Source organism: Prauserella aidingensis (genome assembly GCF_024171865.1).
GTDB classification, from domain to species: Bacteria; Actinomycetota; Actinomycetes; order Mycobacteriales; family Pseudonocardiaceae; genus Prauserella; species Prauserella aidingensis.
Window position 1 is genome coordinate 20,522 of record NZ_JAMTCN010000020.1, and the last position, 19,629, is coordinate 40,150.

The 19,629-nt window shown below is 71.7% G+C and carries 18 protein-coding genes and 1 pseudogene; 14 read left to right on the top strand and 5 right to left on the bottom strand.

The features are described from left to right. Positions 1-71 precede the first annotated feature (71 nt). Both LY13_RS18500 and LY13_RS18505 read left to right on the top strand, forming a co-directional pair. Positions 72-1,472 carry an NAD(P)H-quinone dehydrogenase gene (locus LY13_RS18500; protein ID WP_253829841.1) on the top strand — a complete coding sequence of 467 codons (1,401 nt, stop codon included), beginning with the start codon at positions 72-74 and terminating at the stop codon, positions 1,470-1,472. A gap of 71 nt (positions 1,473-1,543) precedes the next feature. Then, complete coding sequence (locus LY13_RS18505) at positions 1,544-2,329, top strand: VOC family protein (RefSeq protein WP_253829842.1); 786 nt, start codon at positions 1,544-1,546, stop codon at positions 2,327-2,329. Between the two features lie 41 nt (positions 2,330-2,370). Here LY13_RS18505 and glpK read toward each other — a convergent pair whose 3' ends face one another. Both glpK and LY13_RS18515 read right to left on the bottom strand, forming a co-directional pair. Next, on the bottom strand, positions 2,371-3,876 hold the full coding sequence (gene glpK, locus LY13_RS18510) for a glycerol kinase GlpK (RefSeq protein ID WP_253829843.1): 1,506 nt from the start codon (positions 3,874-3,876) through the stop codon (positions 2,371-2,373). A gap of 13 nt (positions 3,877-3,889) precedes the next feature. Further along, positions 3,890-4,639: an MIP/aquaporin family protein gene (locus tag LY13_RS18515; RefSeq protein ID WP_253829844.1), complete on the bottom strand. Its 750-nt coding sequence runs from the start codon at positions 4,637-4,639 to the stop codon at positions 3,890-3,892. A 263-nt stretch (positions 4,640-4,902) separates the two neighbouring features. On the opposite strand from LY13_RS18515, the gene LY13_RS18520 reads away from it, so the two are divergent. Further along, positions 4,903-6,660: a glycerol-3-phosphate dehydrogenase/oxidase gene (locus tag LY13_RS18520; RefSeq protein WP_253829846.1), complete on the top strand. Its 1,758-nt coding sequence runs from the start codon at positions 4,903-4,905 to the stop codon at positions 6,658-6,660. After that, positions 6,612-6,872 (top strand): annotated as a pseudogene (locus LY13_RS18525) (GNAT family N-acetyltransferase); the annotation flags it as partial. The gene LY13_RS18520 and the pseudogene LY13_RS18525, both read left to right, overlap by 49 nt. Positions 6,873-7,046: 174 nt before the next feature. Here the strand turns inward: LY13_RS18525 and LY13_RS18530 are convergent. From LY13_RS18530 to LY13_RS18540, 3 genes are all read right to left on the bottom strand, one after another. Beyond that, positions 7,047-7,469 carry a DUF1707 SHOCT-like domain-containing protein gene (locus LY13_RS18530; RefSeq protein WP_253829847.1) on the bottom strand — a complete coding sequence of 141 codons (423 nt, stop codon included), beginning with the start codon at positions 7,467-7,469 and terminating at the stop codon, positions 7,047-7,049. A 96-nt stretch (positions 7,470-7,565) separates the two neighbouring features. Next, positions 7,566-9,365, bottom strand: coding sequence for an acetyl/propionyl/methylcrotonyl-CoA carboxylase subunit alpha (locus LY13_RS18535; RefSeq protein ID WP_253829848.1), 1,800 nt, complete (start codon positions 9,363-9,365; stop codon positions 7,566-7,568). 97 nt (positions 9,366-9,462) lie between these two features. Then, complete coding sequence (locus LY13_RS18540; RefSeq protein WP_253829849.1) at positions 9,463-9,741, bottom strand: SAV_915 family protein; 279 nt, start codon at positions 9,739-9,741, stop codon at positions 9,463-9,465. 106 nt (positions 9,742-9,847) lie between these two features. Between LY13_RS18540 and LY13_RS18545 the strand changes: the two genes are divergently transcribed. The 10 genes from LY13_RS18545 (at position 9,848) to LY13_RS18590 (ending at position 19,594) form a co-directional block, all read left to right on the top strand. Beyond that, a complete protein-coding gene (locus LY13_RS18545; RefSeq protein ID WP_308216367.1) occupies positions 9,848-10,624 on the top strand; it encodes a hypothetical protein in 777 nt (258 codons plus the stop codon). 260 nt (positions 10,625-10,884) lie between these two features. After that, a complete protein-coding gene (locus LY13_RS18550; RefSeq protein ID WP_253829851.1) occupies positions 10,885-12,084 on the top strand; it encodes an isochorismate synthase in 1,200 nt (399 codons plus the stop codon). A 116-nt stretch (positions 12,085-12,200) separates the two neighbouring features. Beyond that, entirely contained in the window at positions 12,201-13,787 is a 1,587-nt protein-coding gene (locus tag LY13_RS18555) for a (2,3-dihydroxybenzoyl)adenylate synthase (RefSeq protein WP_253829902.1), read from the top strand. After that, positions 13,787-14,488 (top strand): isochorismatase family protein, encoded by a 702-nt coding sequence (locus LY13_RS18560; RefSeq protein ID WP_253829852.1) that lies wholly within the window; start codon positions 13,787-13,789, stop codon positions 14,486-14,488. Before LY13_RS18555 ends, LY13_RS18560 begins: the two co-directional genes overlap by 1 nt. Before the next feature lie 77 nt (positions 14,489-14,565). Beyond that, positions 14,566-14,820 carry a phosphopantetheine-binding protein gene (locus tag LY13_RS18565; RefSeq protein WP_253829853.1) on the top strand — a complete coding sequence of 85 codons (255 nt, stop codon included), beginning with the start codon at positions 14,566-14,568 and terminating at the stop codon, positions 14,818-14,820. Then, a complete protein-coding gene (locus LY13_RS18570; protein ID WP_253829854.1) occupies positions 14,817-15,680 on the top strand; it encodes a siderophore-interacting protein in 864 nt (287 codons plus the stop codon). Before LY13_RS18565 ends, LY13_RS18570 begins: the two co-directional genes overlap by 4 nt. Positions 15,681-15,737: 57 nt before the next feature. Next, positions 15,738-16,739 (top strand): ABC transporter substrate-binding protein, encoded by a 1,002-nt coding sequence (locus LY13_RS18575; RefSeq protein ID WP_253829855.1) that lies wholly within the window; start codon positions 15,738-15,740, stop codon positions 16,737-16,739. Positions 16,740-16,749: 10 nt separating this feature from the next. After that, the gene (locus tag LY13_RS18580) at positions 16,750-17,766 is read left to right on the top strand and encodes a FecCD family ABC transporter permease (protein WP_372493855.1); all 1,017 of its coding nucleotides are present in this window, start codon (positions 16,750-16,752) and stop codon (positions 17,764-17,766) included. Next, on the top strand, positions 17,763-18,824 hold the full coding sequence (locus LY13_RS18585; RefSeq protein WP_372493856.1) for a FecCD family ABC transporter permease: 1,062 nt from the start codon (positions 17,763-17,765) through the stop codon (positions 18,822-18,824). The genes LY13_RS18580 and LY13_RS18585 overlap by 4 nt, the downstream gene beginning before the upstream one ends. Then, positions 18,821-19,594, top strand: a complete 774-nt coding sequence (locus LY13_RS18590) for an ABC transporter ATP-binding protein (protein WP_253829856.1) — start codon at positions 18,821-18,823, stop codon at positions 19,592-19,594. Before LY13_RS18585 ends, LY13_RS18590 begins: the two co-directional genes overlap by 4 nt. The last annotated feature ends 35 nt before the right edge of the window (positions 19,595-19,629 follow it).

Below are 19,629 nucleotides of genomic sequence, written 5' to 3' on the forward strand. Positions count from 1 at the left end.
CGGCCTCTCCGGAACTCGGAACCCGGCCACGCCTAAAGTGGGACCGGACGGCGTGTGAGGAGGCACCAGACGTGACCAAGATCGTGATCATGGGCGGCGGACCTGCCGGCTACGAGGCCGCTCTCGTGGCGGCTCAGCACGGTGCGGACGTGACCGTCGTCGAGCGGGACGGTCTCGGTGGCGCCTGTGTGCTGTACGACTGCGTGCCGTCGAAGACGTTCATCGCCTCGTCGGGTGCCAGGGCGAGCCTGCACGGCTTCCGCGAGCTGGGCGTCAACGTCGATCTCGAGGACACGCGCGTGGACCTGTCGACCGTCCACGGCCGCGTCCGTGGGCTGGCGCTCGCGCAGTCGGCCGACATCCGCGCCCGGGTGCAGCGGGAGGGCGTACGCGTGATCACCGGCGCCGCCCGGTTCTGCGACGACGAGCCGGGCCTGGCCACGCACAAGATCGCCGTCGAAGGCAAGGACGGCGACGAGGTGCTGGACGCCGACGTCGTGCTCATCGCCACCGGCGCCACGCCGCGCGTGCTGCCCGGTGCCGTGCCGGACGGGGAGCGCATCCTCGACTGGCGTCAGCTGTACGACCTGCCCGAGCTGCCGGAACACCTCGCCGTCGTCGGTTCCGGTGTGACGGGTGCCGAGTTCGCGTCCGCCTACACCGAGATGGGCGTCAAGGTGACGGTCGTGTCGAGCCGTGACCGGGTGCTGCCGCACGAGGACGCCGACGCCGCGGCCGTACTGGAGGAGACCTTCTCGCAGCGCGGCACGCAGGTGGTCAAGCACGCGCGTGCCGACCGGGTGGAGCGCACCGAGAAGGGCGTGACGATCCACCTGGCCGACGGCCGCACCATCGAGGCGAGCCACGCGCTGATGACCGTCGGTTCGGTGCCGAACACCGACGACATCGGACTCGACCGGGTCGGCATCGAGACGGCCCAGAACGGCTCCATCCCGGTGGACCGGGTGTCCCGCACGAGCGCGCCGGGCGTGTACGCCGCGGGTGACTGCACCGGGCTGCTGCCGCTGGCGTCGGTGGCGAGCATGCAGGGGCGGATCGCGATGTGGCACGCGCTGGGTGAGGGCGTCGCCCCGATCCGGCTGCGCACGGTCGCCGCGAACGTGTTCACCCACCCGGAGATCGCGACGGTCGGCATCGGCCAGCAGGCGATCGACTCCGGCGAGGTGCCCGCGCGCACGATCATGCTGCCGCTGTCGACGAACCCGCGCGCCAAGATGGAAGGCGTCCGCCACGGTTTCGTGAAGCTCTTCTGCCGGCCGGCCACGGGTGTGGTCGTCGGCGGTGTCGTCGTGGCGCCGACGGCGAGCGAGCTGATCCTGCCGATCGCGCTGGCCGTGCAGAACCAGCTCACGGTGGAGAACCTGGCGCTGACGTTCTCGGTCTACCCGTCGCTGTCCGGGTCGATCACCGAGGCGGGCCGCCAGCTGATGCAGCACGACGACCTGGACTGACGCGCTTCGACGACACTTGCCCGCAGAGTGGGCCGTGTCACACTGGACCTCTGGAGACGAAAGGGGCGCCGGTGACCTTCCGCGACAGCGCCTGGCCCGAAGGCGCGCCCTGCTGGGTCGACATGATGGCCGACGACGTCGACGAGGCCGCGCGGTTCTACGGCGATCTGCTCGGCTGGGAGTTCGTCGACACCGGCGAGGACTACGGGCACTACTCGATCGCGATGGTCGACGGTCGTGCGACCGCGGCGATCGGGCCGAAACCGCCGGGGGTGCAGGCGCCGTCGGCGTGGAGCACCTACCTGGCTGTTGCGGACGCGGACGCGACCGCCGAGCGCATCGCGGCGGCGGGCGGGAAGCTGCTCCTGCCGCCGGGTGACGTCGGTGAGGCGGCACGGATGGCCGTCGCGGTCGATCCGGCGGGCGCGGTGTTCGGCATCTGGCAGGCGGGCCGCACCACGGGTGTGCAGATCGCCAACGTGCCCGGCGCGCTCACCTGGAACGAGTGCGTCGTCCGCGACTATCCGGCGGCGAAGCGGTTCTACGCGGAGGTGTTCGGGTACGGCTTCGACGAGCCGTCCCACGGCGACTTCGAGTACGCCACCCTGCGGGTGGACGCCGGCGACGGGGACGAGGCCGCGGAGGTCGGCGGTATCGGCACGTTGCCGGACGCCGCGCCGGTGGAGATCCCGCCCCACTGGACGACGTACTTCGCCGTCACCGAGGTGGACGCGGTCGTGACGCGGCTGGTCGACCTCGGCGGCACCGTGCACGGCGGGCCGGTCGACTCGCCGCGCGGCAGGCTGGCCGCCGTCGCCGACCCGGGCGGCGCCTACTTCCGGGTGATCGAAAGCTGACGCCGCCGGGCCTGCGGCTGCTCACTCGGTCGCTTCCGGGCTCACTCCACCCAGTCGAACGTCTTGGTGACGGCCTTCTTCCAGTTGCGGTACTCGCGGTCGCGGCGCTGCTCGTCCATGGCGGGCTGCCATTCCTTGTCCTTGGCCCAGTTCGAGCGGATGTCCTCTTCGGACTGCCAGAACCCGACGGCCAGCCCGGCCGCGTAGGCCGCGCCGAGGGCGGTGGTCTCGTTGACCTTGGGCCGGATCACCGACACGCCCAGGATGTCGGCCTGGAACTGCATCAGCAGGTCGTTGACGACCATGCCGCCGTCGACCTTGAGCGTGCGCAGCGGTACGCCGGAGTCGGCGTTCATGGCGTCGATGACCTCCCGCGTCTGGAACGCGGTCGCCTCGAGCACGGCCCTGGCGAGGTGGCCCTTGTTGACGAAGCGGGTCAGGCCGACGATCGCGCCCCGCGCGTCGGAACGCCAGTACGGGGCGAACAGGCCGGAGAAGGCGGGCACGAAGTAGGCGCCGCCGTTGTCGTCGACGGTGCGGGCGTGGCCCTCGATCTCCGCGGCCGAGCCGATCATGCCAAGGTTGTCGCGCAGCCACTGCACGAGCGAACCGGTGACGGCGATCGACCCTTCCAGCGCGTACACGGTGGCCTTCTCGCCGATCTTGTAGCAGACCGTCGTCAGCAGGCCGTTCTCCGACAGCACCTTGTCGGTGCCGGTGTTGAGCAGCACGAAGTTGCCGGTGCCGTAGGTGTTCTTGGCCTCGCCGGGTGACAGGCAGGCCTGGCCGAACGTCGCCGCCTGCTGGTCGCCGAGGATGCCCGCGATCGGTACGCCACCGAGTGCCCCGCGTTCGCGTACGGTGCCGTACACCTCGGACGAGGAGCGGATCTCCGGCAGCATGGACACGGGGATGCCCATGTCGGTGGCGACGCCTTCGTCCCAGGTCAGTGTCGACAGGTCCATCAACATGGTGCGCGAGGCGTTGGTCGGGTCGGTGACGTGGAGGCCGCCGTCGACGCCGCCGGTCATGTTCCACAGCACCCACGTGTCCATGTTGCCGAACAGCAGGTCACCGGCCTCGGCGCGCTCCCGTACCCCCTCGACGTTGTCGAGGATCCACTTGATCTTCGGACCGGAGAAGTACGTCGCGAGCGGCAGGCCGGTCTTCTCGCGGTACCGCTCCTGACCGCCTCCCAGCCCACCCAGCTCGGTGATGATCCGGTCGGTGCGCGTGTCCTGCCAGACGATCGCGTTGTAGACCGGCTTGCCGGTGTTTCGGTCCCACACGACGGTCGTCTCGCGCTGGTTGGTGATGCCGACGCTCGCGACGTCGGCGGCCGTGATGTCGGCGTTGGCCAGCGCGCCCGCGGCCGTGGCACGCGTGTTGGCCCAGATCTCTTCCGGATCGTGCTCGACCCAGCCCGCCTGCGGGAAGATCTGCTCGTGCTCCCGTTGATCGACGGCGACCACGTTGCCGGAATGGTCGAAGATCATCGTGCGGGTCGATGTGGTGCCCTGGTCGATGGCGGCGACGAAACGAGACACTGTTGCTCCAAACTCAGCTCAGGCCGCTGACGGCGAGGTAGAGGAGGCCGGCGAGACCGGCACCGATGAGCGGGCCGACGACGGGGACCCACGAGTATCCCCACTGCGGGCTTCCCTTGCCGCGGATCGGCAGGATCCATGCATACGCGATGCGGGGCCCGAGGTCGCGAGCCGGGTTGATCGCGTACCCCGTCGGGCCGCCGAGCGACGTACCGATCACCAACACGACGAACGACACGCCCGCGTAGCCGAGCGCGGCGTTGCCGAACACCGGCTCCCCGCCTTCGGTGACGGTCGCGGTCGGCGTGAGCAGGATCCAGATCAGCAGGACGAACGTGCCGATGACCTCGGTGACGGTGTTCCACACCTTGTTCGGGATCGTCGGGATGGTGGAGAAGATGCCGAGCGTCCCCTCCGGTTCCGGGTGGTCGTCGAATTGCAACTTGTAGGTCAGCCACGTCAGCACCGCACCGAGCACACCACCGACGAGCTGGCCCGCCCAGTAGATCGGCACGTCGGCCCACGGCAGTTCCCCGGAGACGGCGAGCCCGAAGGTCACCGCCGGGTTGATGTGGCCGCCCGTCGCGTCGGCGACGCTGGCGCCCGCGAAGACCGCGAACGCCCAGCCGACGGTGATGAACAGGAATCCGGCACCGCTCCCGAGGGTCTTGCGCAGCGAATGGTTCGCCACCACGGCGGTACCGAGGAGGACGAGCACCGAGGTGCCCAGCATCTCCCATACGAAAATCGCTCCGGCGCTCATAGGCGTTCAGCCCTCCACCTCGGACGTCGCGGCCGGGACGGCGGATCCGCCCGCGGTCGCTGTTGACCTGTCCGTGCAGGGCGAGCCCGGGGCGGGCGGCGCCGCTGCCGTTCCACGTTGGATCAGAACGCTACTCGCATGTGAGTGATCGCTCAAAGCGTCGTTTCGGACCAGTGGCGGCGTGCGGACGTGCGAGTGACCGTGAACGTGACATGCTGGAAGCGTCCCGGTGATCGGGTTCGACGTGGGCGAGGAGGAGTCAGGTGACAGCGCAGCGTGGACGCGAGGCGAGGACGTCGGCGAGGGCTGCGGCGTCGGCCCAGCTGGGTCCGGAGACGCGCGCCGAGACGTGGCAGCGGCTCGGCGAGGAGACGTTCGACCTCGTCGTCATCGGTGGCGGCATCGTCGGCGCGGGTACGGCCCTGGACGCGGCGACCCGCGGCCTGCGCGTGGCGCTCATCGAGGCCCGTGACCTCGCGTCGGGCACGTCGAGCCGGTCGAGCAAGCTCTTTCACGGCGGCCTACGCTACCTCGAACAGCTGGAGTTCGGCCTCGTCAGGGAGGCGCTGCGGGAACGCGAGCTGATGCTCACCCGCCTCGCGCCGCACCTGGTCAAGCCGGTGAGCTTCCTGTACCCGCTGACGCACCGCGGCTGGGAGCGGCCGTACACCGCGGCGGGCCTGCTCATGTACGACACGATGGGCGGCGCGCGGTCGGTGCCGGGGCAGAAGCACCTCACCCGCGCGGGTGCGCTGCGCATGGTGCCCGCGTTGAAGCGGGACGCGCTCATCGGCGGCATCCGCTACTACGACGCGCAGGCCGACGACGCCCGCCACACGATGACCGTGGCCCGCACGGCGGCGCACTACGGCGCCGTGGTGCGCAACTCGACGCAGGTCGTCGACTTCCTCAGGGAGGCCGACCGCGTCTCGGGGGTCCGGGTGCGCGATGTCGAGAGTGGACAGGAGGCCGACGTCCGTGCCCACGCCGTGATCAACGCCACCGGCGTGTGGACCGACGAGCTGCAGCGGCTCTCCGGCAGCCGCGGCCGGTTCCGCGTGCGGTCGAGCAAGGGCGTCCACATCGTCGTTCCGCGTGACCGGATCGTCGCGGAGAGTGGCATGATCCTGCGGACCGAGAAGTCGGTGCTGTTCGTGATCCCGTGGCGCAACCACTGGGTCATCGGCACCACCGACACCGACTGGAACCTCGACCTGGCGCACCCGTCGGCGACGCGGGGCGACATCGACTACCTGCTCGAGCACGTCAACAAGGTCCTCGCAACGCCGCTGACGCACGACGACATCGAAGGCGTGTACGCCGGGTTGCGGCCGTTGCTGGCGGGCGAGAGCGAGGAGACGTCGAAGCTCTCGCGCGAACACGCCGTCGCACGGGTGGCGCCCGGCCTGGTGGCGATCGCGGGCGGCAAGTACACGACCTACCGCGTGATGGCGGCCGACGCGGTGGACGCCGCGGCCGTCGACGTGCCCGAGCGCGTGCAGGAGTCGATCACCGACAAGGTGCCGCTCGTCGGCGCGGACGGCTACCACGCGCTCGTCAACCAGGCCGACCATCTGGCGTCCGACCACGGGCTGCACCCGTACCGCGTGCGGCACCTGCTCGACCGGTACGGCTCGCTCATCGGCGACGTCCTCGCACTGGCCGAGGGCAGGCCGGACCTGCTCAAGCCGATCGAGGCGGCGCCGGACTACCTGCGGGTCGAGGCCGTCTACGCCGCCACCGACGAGGGCGCGCTGCACCTGGAGGACGTGCTGGCGCGGCGGACGCGGATCTCCATCGAGTACCCGCACCGCGGCGTCGACTGTGCCGAGCAGGTCGCCGAGCTGGTGGGCGACGTGCTCGGCTGGACGCCGGAGCAGCGGCGCGAGGAGGTCGACGTGTACCGCGCACGCGTCGAGGCCGAGCGCGACTCGCAGGCCCAGCCCGACGACGAGGCGGCCGACGCCCGCCGGGTCGCGGCCCCGGAGGCCAGGCAGCGCCTCACCGAACCCGTCAGCTGACACGGCTGATCGACCTCGCCTTCGCCGAACTCGGCGTGCATCACGTGTGCGGACGGCTCGACGGCCGGAATGCGGCGTCGGCGCGGGTGCTCGAGAAGCTCGGCATGCGGCGGGAAGCACACCTGCGCGAGAACGAGTACGTCAAGGGCGAGTGGACCGACGAGGTCGTCTACGCCGTACTGGCGAGGGACCGGGGACCCGGCGCCGCGTGACGGGCTGAATCCGTAGTGGACGTCTACTGTGGACGGACCGCCCGTGGTCGACACCGTGCGGTGGGTGACACCGTCCCGTGGTCGACGCCGTGCGGTGGGTGACACCGTCCCGTGGTCGACGCCGTGCGGTGGGCAGCGGCGCAGCCGTCGACCGACGCCAGCGGCGCACCGGTGTCAGCGGCGGCCCACGATCATGCCGGCGAGCAGTGCCGCCGCAGCCGGGATGAGGAACACGAAGAACCCGGCGCGGGTGACGAAGAACAGTGCGATCGCCAGCACCGCGGCGGCAGGCACGACCGCGGAGGCCAGCCGTTGCCGCCACGGTTGTACGGGAGCGGGCGCCGGTGAGGCTCTGCCGGCGCGGGCCACGCCGCCGTCGTGGCGCGAGAGGTCACCGAGGACGCTGGGCCGAGGCTCGGGCAGGTCTGCGAACAGGGGTTTCAGGTCCTTACGGAACTTGGCCCCGCTGACCTGAACCGAGCGTTCGTCGAACTCGGTCAGCTCGAGCCGCCCGGTGCGCACGTGCTCGGACAGTGCGTCGAGGGCTTCCTGCCGCTCAGCATCGCTGAGCCGCAACTCGGATCGATCAGCGGCCACACGTCGATCGTAGGCGTGGCGACCGGGCCGCGGCCATGCCGCCTGCGAAACCGTTGTCCGGTGTTCGCCGGAGTGCCGCCCCCGGAGGCGCCGACGTCAGTCCTTGAGTTCGAGGAGGACGGCGCCCTGGTTGACGGTGGTGCCGGTCTCGGCGGACAGGCCGGTCACGGTGCCGGACTTGTGCGCGGTCACCGGGTTCTCCATCTTCATGGCCTCGAGGACGACGATCTGCTCGCCCGCCTCGACGTACTGACCGTCCTCGACGGCGACCTTGATGACCGTGCCCTGCATCGGGGCCGTCACCGCGTCGCCGCTGACCGCGGTCTTGCCGCCGCCGGTGCGTTTGCGCGGCTTCGACTTCGTGGCCGCGCCGCCACCACCGCCGCCCGCCGACGCGAGGTTCCCGGGCAGCGACACCTCGAGTCGGCGCCCGCCGACCTCGACGACCACGTTCTGGCGCGGCTCCTCGTCGGCGTCGGCCGCGGTGTCCGGTGCGACGTACGGCTCGATGGTGTTGTCGAACTCGGTCTCGATCCAACGGGTGTGCACCGAGAAGTTCTTGCCGTCGCCGACGAACGCCGGGTCGCGCAGGATCGTCCGGTGGAACGGCAGCACGGTGGCGATGCCCTCGGCGACCATCTCGTCGAGGGCGCGCCGGGACCGTTCGATGGCCTGGTCGCGGTCGGCGCCGGTGACGATGACCTTCGCCAGCATCGAGTCGAACTGGCCGCCGATGACGGTGCCGGTCTCCATGCCCGCGTCGATGCGCACGCCGGGGCCGGAGGGGAAGTCGAGGCGCGTCACCGTGCCGGGGGCGGGCAGGAAGTTCCGGCCGGCGTCCTCGCCGTTGATGCGGAACTCGATGGAGTGGCCGCGCGGCGTCGGGTCCTCGGTCAGCGGCAGCACGCCACCCTCGGCGATGCGGAACTGTTCGCGCACGAGGTCGAGGCCCGTCGTCTCCTCCGACACCGGGTGCTCGACCTGCAGCCGGGTGTTGACCTCGAGAAACGAGATCGTGCCATCGACGCCGACGAGGTACTCGACGGTGCCCGCGCCGTGGTATCCGGCCTCGGAGCAGATCGCCTTGGCGGAGGCGTGGATGGTCTCGCGCTGCTCGTCGGTCAGGAACGGCGCGGGCGCCTCCTCGACGAGTTTCTGGTGACGGCGCTGCAGCGAGCAGTCGCGGGTGCCGACGACGATGACGTTGCCGTGCTGGTCGGCCAGCACCTGCGCCTCGACGTGGCGGGGCTTGTCGAGGTAGCGCTCGACGAAGCACTCGCCGCGGCCGAACGCGGCCACGGCCTCGCGGGTGGCCGACTCGAACAGCTCGGGGATCTCGTCGATCGTGCGGGCGACCTTCAGGCCGCGGCCGCCGCCGCCGAAGGCGGCCTTGATGGCGACGGGCAGGCCGTGCTCCTCGGCGAACGCGACGATCTCGTCCGCGCTGCCCGCGGGGTCCTTGGTGCCGGGCACGAGGGGAGCGCCTGCCTTCAGCGCGATGTGCCGGGCGGTGACCTTGTCGCCGAGGTCGCGGATGGCCTGCGGCGACGGGCCGATCCAGGTCAGGCCCGCGTCGATGACCGCCTGCGCGAAGTCCGCGTTCTCGGACAGGAACCCGTAGCCGGGGTGGACCGCGTCCGCGCCGGAGCGCTTCGCCGCGTCCAGCAGCTTGTCGAACACCAGGTAGCTGTCGGCCGCCGTGTCGCCGCCCAGGGCGAACGCCTCGTCGGCGAGCCGGACGTGCGGCGCGTCCCTGTCCGGGTCGGCGTAGACCGCCACGCTGGCGACCCCCGCGTCCTTCGCAGCCCGGATCACGCGCACGGCGATCTCGCCACGGTTCGCGATGAGCACCTTCGTCACCGCGCCTGCCACGACCTTGCTGCCTCGCTCCGGCACGCCTACCTCCATGTCAAGCCGTTCTCGGTCGGAGTCTACGGACCGGCGGGCGCCCGTCGGTGAGACCCGAGTCACGGCCGGGTGACGCGGCGCGGGGTCACGCCGGGTGGCGCAGCTCCTCGGGGATCTCGGCGTCGACGAGGATGACGTCGTAGGGCTGGGACTCGTGCAACGCCGGCAGGTCGGACGTCTGCACGAGCATCCACGGCTGGTGCTCGCCGCAGCACTCGACGAGCCGGTCGACGGCGGTGTAGGCGAGCAGGGCGAGGCGGCCGTCGGGGGTGCGGCGGAGCTCGACGTCGGTCTGCAGGGTGTGCCTGCCGTCGTGCGGCCCGGTGGGCAGGTACACCACGGGCGGCAGCTGGGGATTCGTCACGCCGGCGACGGTAGTCGTGCGCGGTCCGTGACCCGGCTTGTCCCACGTCCGCGCGACGTGCCACGGACGGGCGGTCACGGCTGGTGCGGAGCTTTAGGCTCGGTGTGTGCGCAGCGAGTCGTCGGAGCCGGAGCGGCCGGAAGGGGCCGAGGAGCCGGGAGAGCTCCAGGGGGCGGAGTCTGCGCCGAGCAGGCCGCCCCGGCCGGTGCTGCTGACGGCGGTGCTCGCGGCGGTAGTGGTCGTCGGGTCGCTGGTGGCGGCGGTGCTGCTGCGTCCGGGCGAGGACGACCACGAGGCGTCCGACGGGTTGTCGATGCCGACGGCGACCGCGGACGGCGGCTGCGCGGGCGGGCCGTGCCGGGTCGTGGCGTCGGCGTCGGTGAACGGCATGACGGTCGAGTTGTTGGCGGCCGAGCGCGGCTCTGCGGGCCGGTTGCGTGCGGGCGGGCCCGCGTCGGCGAGCGTGGCCGAGGTGGCGATCGGGACGATGGGCGTTCCGCTCAACCAGGACTCGCTGCGCTGCGAGGAGAGCGCGACGCCGGTGTGCCTGGTGCGTGGTCCGCACGACGGCGGCATGGTCGGCGAGCTCCACGTGTGGCAGGGCGACAGCTGGCGTTCGGACCAGCGGCCCTACTTCTCCGACGCGGGCAGCGTGACGCTCGACGACGTCGACGGCGACGACGTGCCCGAGGTGGTCGTCGTCAGCCACGACTGCAGCGACGTCGACAGTGTCGCGGCGTGCCGGCAGGCGCCGGTGCTGGCCGAGGTGTTCGACCTGTCGGGCGGGACGGTCGGCTGCACGGGCACCTACGGTTCGCCGGGGTCGCTGCGGGGCTGGCCCGAGGTCGACGTCGAGTCGTACGAGCTCATGGCGTGTTCGTGACACACGGTCATCGGGGCACTGGTCCGAACCGGTCATAGCCCTGTGAACCGGATCTCACAGCCGGATCTTTCATCTAAGGCTTGCCTAACGTACGGTTCGGTTCATTAGGTAAGGCTAACCAAGATGTTGCCGATCGGACGGTGTCCCACGGGCGCCCCGCGAACGACATCGAGGCGCGGCTGGCGTCGCCGGGAACCGCCGGCGACCGCGAGCCGGCGGGAAACGAGGAGAACGCCGTGTCTCACGAGGGAGTTGTCTGAGTGTCCTCACCGGTCCTGGCGCGGCCACGGCCCCAGTACGACGCCGCCGACCTGCTGACGGCGTACCTGCCCGGCTCCTTCTACTACTCGTCGCCGCGGGGCACGCTGCTCGCCGACGGGGTGCACGCCGTGGTGGCCACCGAGCCGGGAGCGTCCCGTGCCGGTGCGGCCACCCGCGCGCTCGCCGACGCCCGCGCGGCGGGCCTTGCCGATCCGATCGTCGCGGGTGCCATCGGGTTCCGGCCCGACGACGAGGCGAGCCTGGTGGTGCCCGCCCTCGTCCGCCGCGCCCCCGCCCCGGACGAGACGACCGCGGCGTCGGCGGCCTCGGCCCCGGCGCGCGCGAGCCGCGTCGTCACCGCGCAGCCCGATCCCGCCGACTACGTCGAGGCCGTCCGCAAGGCCCTGCTGCACATCGAGACCGGGGACATCGACAAGGTCGTCCTCGCGCGGGCGCTCGACGTCACCGCCGACGCCCCGGTGGCCGTGCCGCCGCTGCTGGCGCGGCTCGTCCGCGCCGACCCGGCCGCGCACGCCTTCGCCGTCGACGTCACCGCACCCGGCGACCCGGCCGCCCGCACCCTGTTCGGCGCCAGCCCCGAACTGCTGATCTCACGGCGCGGCCGCACCGTCACCGTCAACCCCCTCGCCGGCTCCCGGCCACGCAGCGCCGACGACGCCGAGAACCGCGCGCGCATCGACGACCTGCGCACCGCCGCGAAGGACCGCGCCGAGCACGACCTCGTCATCCACCAGGTCGCCGACGCGCTCCGCCCGCTGTGCTCCGACCTCGACGTGCCCGAGCCCGAGGTGATCGGCACGCCGACGATGTGGCACCTGTCGACCCGCATCACCGGCACGCTCGCCGAACCCGACGACCCCGCCTCGTCGTCGCTGGCACTGGCCGAGGCGTTGCACCCGACGCCCGCCGTGTGCGGGGTGCCGACGACCACGGCCCGCGACGTCATCGCCGACCTCGAACCGGTGCGCCGCGGCTACTACGCGGGCCTCGTCGGCTGGACCGACGCCGACGGCGACGGCGAATGGGTCGTGACGATCCGCTGCGCCGAGGCCTCCGGCAGGAGCGTGCGGGTGCACGCGGGCGCGGGCATCGTCTCCGGATCCGACCCCGAGGCGGAGCTGGCCGAGACGCGCGCCAAGTTCCGCACACTGCTCGACGCGCTGGGGGTGAGCGAGTGACCACCCGCACGGAAGCGGCCGAGCCGACCGCCGCCCGGGATGCCGCCGCCGAGCCGGCCTCCGCAGGTCCCGACTTCACGCCCTGGCCCGCCGAGGACGCGGCGCGGTACCGGGCGCTGGGCCACTGGCGCGGGCAGACGTTCGGCACCTGGCTCAGCGGGCTGGTCGCGGCGTATGCCGAGCGCACCGCCGTCGTGGGGGTCAGCGCGGCGACGGGCGAACAGGTGCGCTGGACCTACGCCGAACTGGACGAGCGGTCCCACCGGCTCGCCGCCGGATTCGCCGACCGGGGCATCGCGGCGGGCGAGCGCGTGCTCGTGCAGCTGCCGAATGTCGCCGAGTACGTCCCGGTGATCTTCGGACTGTGGCGCGCGGGTGCGCTGCCGGTGTTCGCGCTGCCCGCGCACCGCCACTCCGAGCTGGTGCACTTCGCCGCGCACTCGGAGGCGGCCGCGATCGTCACGGTCGGCGAACACGAGCGCCACGACTACGCCGCCGCGGCGCGCTCGGTGGCCGACGAGGTGCCGTCGCTGCGCCACGTGTTCGTGGTCGGCAGCGACGAGTTCGCCGAGCTGGCCGCGACCGAACCCCGGCAGCTGCCGGACCCGGACCCCGAGGGACCGGCGTTCCTGCAGTTGTCGGGTGGCAGCACGGGAATGTCCAAACTGATCCCGCGCACCCACGACGACTATCTCTACAGCGTCCGCGAGAGCGCACGGATCTGCCGGCTGCGGTCCGACAGTGTGTATCTCGTGGTGCTGCCCGCCGCGCACAACTTTCCGATGAGTTCGCCGGGGATCCTCGGTGCGCTGCACGCGGGGGCGGCCGTGGTGCTCTCGCCGCGACCGGACGCCGACACCGCGTTCGCGCTCGTCGAGTCCGAGGGCGTGACGATGTGCGGGGTCGTGCCGCCGTTGGCGGCGGCGTGGGTGCAGGCCGCGGCACGCACGCGGCGGGACCTGTCCACATTGGAGGTGCTGCTCGTCGGCGGGGCCAAGTGCGGCAGGGAACTCGCCGAGCGCATCGAGCCGGCGCTGGGCTGCAGGCTGCAGCAGGTGTTCGGCATGGCCGAGGGGCTCGTGTTCTACACGCGCCTCGACGATCCCGACGAGCTCGTGCTCTCCACACAGGGCAGGCCGATCTCCCTCGACGACGAGATCCGCGTGGTGAACCCCGACGACCCGGAAGCGAGCTCCGGCGACGTCGTCGAGCCGGGGCAGGCGGGCGCACTGCTCACCCGAGGTCCGTACACGATCCGCGGCTACTACCGGGCGGCCGAGCACAACGCCAGCGCCTTCACGGCCGACGGCTTCTACCGCACCGGCGATCTGGTGCGGCTGCATCCGTCCGGGCACGTCGAGGTCGTCGGCCGGGTGAAGGAGCAGATCAACCGCGGCGGCGAGAAGGTCGCACCCGAGGAGGTGGAGAACCACCTCATGGCGCACCCCGACGTTCTCGACGCCGCGCTCGTCGGTGTGTCCGACGAGTACCTCGGGGAGCGCACCTGCGCCTACGTGGTGCCGGTGGACGGTGCCGAGCCCGCAGAGGCGGAGCTGCGGCGGTTCGTGCGCGAACGCGGCGTCGCGGGGTTCAAGGTCCCGGACCGGGTGGTGCTCACCGCCGAGTTCCCCACGACCGGTGTCGGCAAGACGAGCAAGCGGGAGCTGCGGGCCGCGCTCGCGGCTCAGGCGAAGAACGGGTGATGTCGTTGTCCCTGCCGAAGATCGAGCCCTACGCGCTGCCCACGGCCGGTGAACTGCCCGTGTCGCGTGTGGACTGGCGGCTGGAGGCGGGTCGGGCCGCGCTGCTGGTGCACGACATGCAGCGGTACTTCATGCGCCCGTTCGCGGGCGCGCCGATCCCGGAGATGACCGCCAACATCGCCGCGCTCGCCGCCGCATGCCGGGCGCAGGGCGTGCCGGTGTTCTACACCGCCCAGCCCGCGACCCCGCCGCCCGGCGAACGCGGTCTGCAGACGGACTTCTGGGGCCAGGGGATGCGCGCGCACGTCGACGACGATCCGCACGTGGGCGACATCGTCGAGGAACTGACCCCCGGTGCCGAGGACACGGTGTTGACGAAGTGGCGCTACAGCGCGTTCCAGCGCAGCGACTTCGCCGAGCGCCTCGCCGCCGCGGGACGTGACCAGCTGTTGATCACCGGCGTGTACGCCCACATCGGCTGCCAGGCCACCGCGCAGGAGGCGTTCATGCGGGACGTGCGGCCGTTTCTGGTGGCCGACGCGGTCGCCGACTTCGCCAGGGAGCGGCACGACCAGGCGTGCGCCTACGTGGCGGGCTGTTGCGGAACCGTCGTCGACACCGCATCCGCCCGCGGCGCCCTCGCCGCTCCCGTACCCGCCGCTTCCGTGACCACCACTTCCGTGACCACAGCGGCGCGGTGACGGCGGGTCGCCGACAGTCCACGACCGACGGCCCACCGCCGGACGACCGGCGTGACCACCACGACAGAGGACGGACCATGGCAGAACCCACGCAGCAGGCAGGACCGACGGCCGACTCCGTGCGTGCCGACGTCGCCGAACTGCTCGGCCGTGACCCCGGCGACATCGCCGCCGACGAGAATCTGCTGGACGCGGGTCTCGACTCGATCCGCATCATGAGCCTGATCGAACGCTGGCGCGGTGCGGGAGCGGCCGCCGTCGAGTTCCCCGACCTGGCCGAACGGCCCGAGCTCGGCCACTGGATCTCCCTGCTCACCGAGGAGAACGCATGACCCGCGTCGATCACCGTCACCGCCATCTCGACCGGATCGCCGAGGTGAGGGCGGGCCGTGGGGGTGCCGAGAAGGTGGGCTATCCGATCGGTATCCGCACGGTCGAGGTCGTCCGCACCGCGATGGTGGGGTCCGGTCTGATCCGTCTCACCCTCGGCGGTCCGGGGGTGGACGGCTTCGAGGCCCACGTGCCGGACGAGCACGTCAAGCTGGTCTTCCCCGACCCGGACGGCACGCTGCGGCTGCCGGAGCCGAACGGCACGATGTTGTCGTGGCCGCGGCCGTCGCCGACGACGCGCGAGTACACGGTCCGCCGGTTCGACGCGCAGGCGCGGGAACTCGACATCGACATCGCGGTGCACGACGGTGGCCTGGCGGCCGACTGGGCGCGAGGCGCCGTCGTCGGCGAGACCGTCCACGTCGCGGGTCCGCCCGGTGGGCTCGTCGTGCCCGACGGCTACGACAAGTACCTGCTCGCCGGTGACATCACCGCGCTGCCCGCCATCGCCCGGTGGCTCGAGGAGATGCCGCCGACCGCGGAGGGGTGGGCCGTGATCGAGGTCGCCGACGCCGACGAGGAGATCCCGCTGGACGTGCCCGACGGGGTCGAGGTCCGCTGGCTCCACCGCGACGGGGCGCGTCCGGGGACGGCGGATCTGCTGGAGCCGGCGATCCGTTCGCTCCCGGTCCCCGGTCCGTCCGATGAGGACAGCCTTTTCGTGTGGCTCGCAGGCGAGGCGGGCACGCTCAAGCCGCTCCGCCGCTGGGTCCGCGACGAACTCGGGCTCGCGAAGAGCGACTACGACATCACCGGCTACTGGAAGCTCGGCGTCGCCGACTACGACGACGACCACCACTGATTTCCCGCCCACAACTGAATCCCCAACCCCATCGAATTGTTCAAGGACGAAGAAACGATGTCTCTGCTCAGATCTCGCCTCACCCGGGGCGCGGCCGCCGCGGCGGCCCTCGCGTTGACCGTCGGCCTCTCCGCGTGCGGAGCCGCGGGCGAGGAACAGACCGAGGGGCCGACGCGGCAGTTCAAGGCCGACAACGGCACCGTCGAGATTCCCCAGGACCCGAAGCGGGTGGTCGCCACGGGCTACGCCGTGCCGTCGCTCATCGAGGCGGACGCCCCGCTCGTCGGTATCTCCTCGTGGGAACGCGGCGAACCGATGATGTCCGACGAGGACCTCAAGACGTACAAGGACCTGCCGAAGGTCGCCGGTGAGACCGCGGCCGAGACGAACTACGACGCCATCGCCGAGCAGAACCCCGACCTGATCGTCATCGGCGTCCCGAAGCCGATCTTCGCCGAGATCGACGCCGAGCGACTCGAGTCGATCGCGCCCGTCGTGGCGATCGGTCCGAACGTGCCGTCGGCGTGGCGCGAGGTGTCCCACAAGCAGGCCGACGCGGCCGGGGCGCTGGAGCGCTTCGACGAGGTCAAGGGCGAGTACGAGGCGAAGGCCGAGAAGTTGAAGGACAAGTACGCCGACGCCCTGTCGGGGCTGAAGCTGGCCCACGTCGGCGGCTACGGCGAGGTCGAGAACGGCAACTTCCAGCGCGAGTTCGACGGCTCGTGGGGCACGAACATCGCGGGCGACATCGGCGCGACGTACTACGGCGAGGTCAAGGAGAAGGGCAAGGGGTCCCGCGCGGTCAGCGAGTACCCGTCGCTCGAGGAGCTGCCCTCGGCCATGCGCGAGGCCGACGCGATCACCTACACCGTGAACGCCGACGGGTCCGTTCCCCAGTCCGTCAAGTACGTCCTGGACTCGAACCTGTGGAAGAACCTGCCCGCGGTGAAGAAGGACATGACGTTCCCGATCAAGTACACCGAGGCGGCGACGTACGGCCAGGCGCAGCAGACGCTCGACGCGCTGGACGAGTCGTTCGCCCCGCTGCTGAAGAAGTGACGCCGCGGACGTGACGAGCGCACCACCCGCGAGCCCGCCCACGGCGAGGACCGCCCGCCCGGCCATCCTCGTCGTGGGCCTGCTCGCCCTGTTCGCCGCCGGCGTCGCCAGCGTCGCCGTCGGTGCGCGCGCCGTGCCCCTCGGGGAGCTGTGGGGGGCGCTGGCGGACTTCGACCCGCTCAACGGCGACCATCTGGTCGTGCGGGACATCCGGCTCCCGCGCACGCTGCTGGGGATCGCCGTGGGCGCGGCACTGGCGGTCGGCGGCGCGCTGATCCAGACGTTGTCGCGGAACCCGCTCGCCGAACCGGGCATCCTCGGCGTCACCCACGGCGCGGGGTTCGCGCTCACCGTGGGTGCCGCGCTGGGCCTGGCGGGCTCGGCGGTGTCGCAGCTCGGTCTCGGTGTCGCCGGTTCCGTGCTCGCGACCGCACTGGTGTACGCCGTCGGCAGGCATTCCACGCTGCGGCTGCTGCTCGCGGGCGTGGCGTTCTCCGCCGTACTGATGGGCGTCTCGCTCGGCATCCGGCTCACGTCGCCGGACACATTGGACAAGTACCGGTTCTGGGCGGTCGGCTCGCTGGCAGGCCGGGAGCAGACGGACCTGACGGTGCCGCTCGTGGCCATCGGTGCGGCGCTCGTCGGCGCGCTGGTGATCGCACGGTCGCTCAACGCGATAGCGCTGGGCGAGACGGTCGCGCACACGCTGGGCGCCAACGTCGCGCGGGTGCGCACGGCGACGCTGGTGCTGATCACCGTGCTGGCGGGCGCGGCGACCGCCGTCGCGGGGCCGATCCTGTTCGTCGGCCTGATCGTGCCGCACCTGCTGCGGCGGCTGACGTCCGGTTCGGTGCCGTGGCTCGTCGGCCTGTCGGCGGTCGTGGGACCGATCCTGATGCTCGTGGCGGACACGATCGCGCGCGTGCTGCTGCACACGGGCGAGGTGCCGGTCGCGATCGTCACCGCGTTCCTCGGCGGTCCGGTGCTGATCTGGGTCGTCCGGCGCTACGGGGCGGGATCACTGTGACCGGCACGCAGAAGACGGGGGAGACTCCCGTGCTCGAACGGACCTCGACGGTGCGCGTGCCCGTCGGCGGCCGCGCATGGTTCGTCCAGCGGCGCACGATCGGCCTCGTCGTCGGCTGTGTCGTGGCGATGCTCGGACTCGGCTTCGTCGGCCTGTCGTACGGCACGAGCTGGGCCACGCCCGGAGAGGTGTTCGGTGCGCTGACGGGGCTGGAACCGTCCGTGGTCATCGCCGAATGGCGAGCGCCCCGCGTGGTGGCGGGAATCCTGTTCGGCGCCGCGCTCGGGGTGGCGGGCGCGATCTTCCAGAATCTGACACGCAACCCGATGGGCAGCCCGGACATCATCGGTCTCGACGCGGGCGCCTACACCGGCGCGCTGCTGGTCATGACGGTGTTCGCGGGCGCCTCGGTCACCGTCGCGTTCGGCGCGGTCGCAGGTGGGCTGGTGACCGCGGCGCTGGTGTACTCGCTGTCGCGGTCGAACGGCCTGTCCGGCATGCGGCTCGTCGTCATCGGCATCGCCGTCAACGCGATGGTCACGGCGTTGAACAACTGGCTCGTGCTGCGCGCGGAGCTCGAGGTCGCGATGGCCGCGGTGGGCTGGAACTCGGGCTCGCTCAACGGCATCGACTGGGAGGACCTGGTCGTGCCGGGGGTCGTCATCGCGGTGCTGCTGACCGTCATCGGCCTCCGCGCCTCGGCGTTGCAGCAGTCGGCGCTGGGTGACTCGATCGCCGTGTCGACCGGGGTGCCGCTGGAACGGCAGCGGCTGCTGATGGTGCTGGTCGGCGTCGGTTGCACGGCGACCGTGACGGCGGTGGCGGGCCCGGTGATGTTCGTGGCACTGGCCGCACCGCAGATCGGCCGCAGACTCGCGCAGGCGCCCGGCGTTCCGTTGCTGCCCGCCGCCCTGACCGGGGCGGTACTGCTGCAGTTCGCCGACCTCGTCGCGCAGATGCTGCTCGCCCCCGTGTCCCTTCCCGTCGGCGTCGTCACGACGGCGATCGGCGGCGGTTACCTGATCTGGCTGCTCGCCCAGGAGGTGCGGCGGAGATGACCACCCGACTGTCCGCCCAGGACGTGACCCTCGGCTACGGCGATCGGGTCGTGTCGACCCGGCTCAGCCTCGATGTTCCGGACGGTGCGTTCACCGCCGTCGTCGGTCCGAACGGCTGCGGCAAGTCGACGTTGCTGCGGGCGCTGGTCCGGTTGCTGAAGCCCGCCGAGGGCGCGATCACGCTCGACTCGCGGTCCGTATCGGACCTTCCGGCGAAGGGCCTCGCCCGCGAACTGGCGTTCCTGCCGCAGGATCCGCTGGCGCCGGAGGGCATCACGGTGCACCAGCTCGTCTCCCGCGGCCGGTATCCGCACCAGTCGCTGCTGGCGCTGTGGACGCCCGAGGACGAACGGGCCGTCGCCGAGGCCATGGTCACCGCCGAGGTGGAGGACCTCGCCGACCGGCCGGTGGCCGAGCTCTCCGGCGGCCAGCGGCAGCGCGTGTGGGTGGCGATGGTGCTCGCGCAGGACACGCCGTACCTGCTGCTCGACGAGCCGACGTCCTTTCTGGACATCACGCACCAGTACCGGCTGCTGGCGCTGCTGTCCCGGCTGCGGGACGAGGGCCGCACCGTGATCGCGGTGCTGCACGACATCAACCAGGCGTGCCGGTTCGCCGACCACCTCGTCGCGATGAAGGACGGCCGCGTGGCCGCCGAGGGTGCGGCGGCCGACGTCGTCGACGCGGCACTGATCAAGGACGTGTTCGACCTGCCGAGCGTGATCGTCGCCGACCCGGTGAGCGGCACGCCGATGGTCGTCCCCGAGTAGGCGCCCGCGACCGGCCCAGCCGGGCTCTGTCCAGG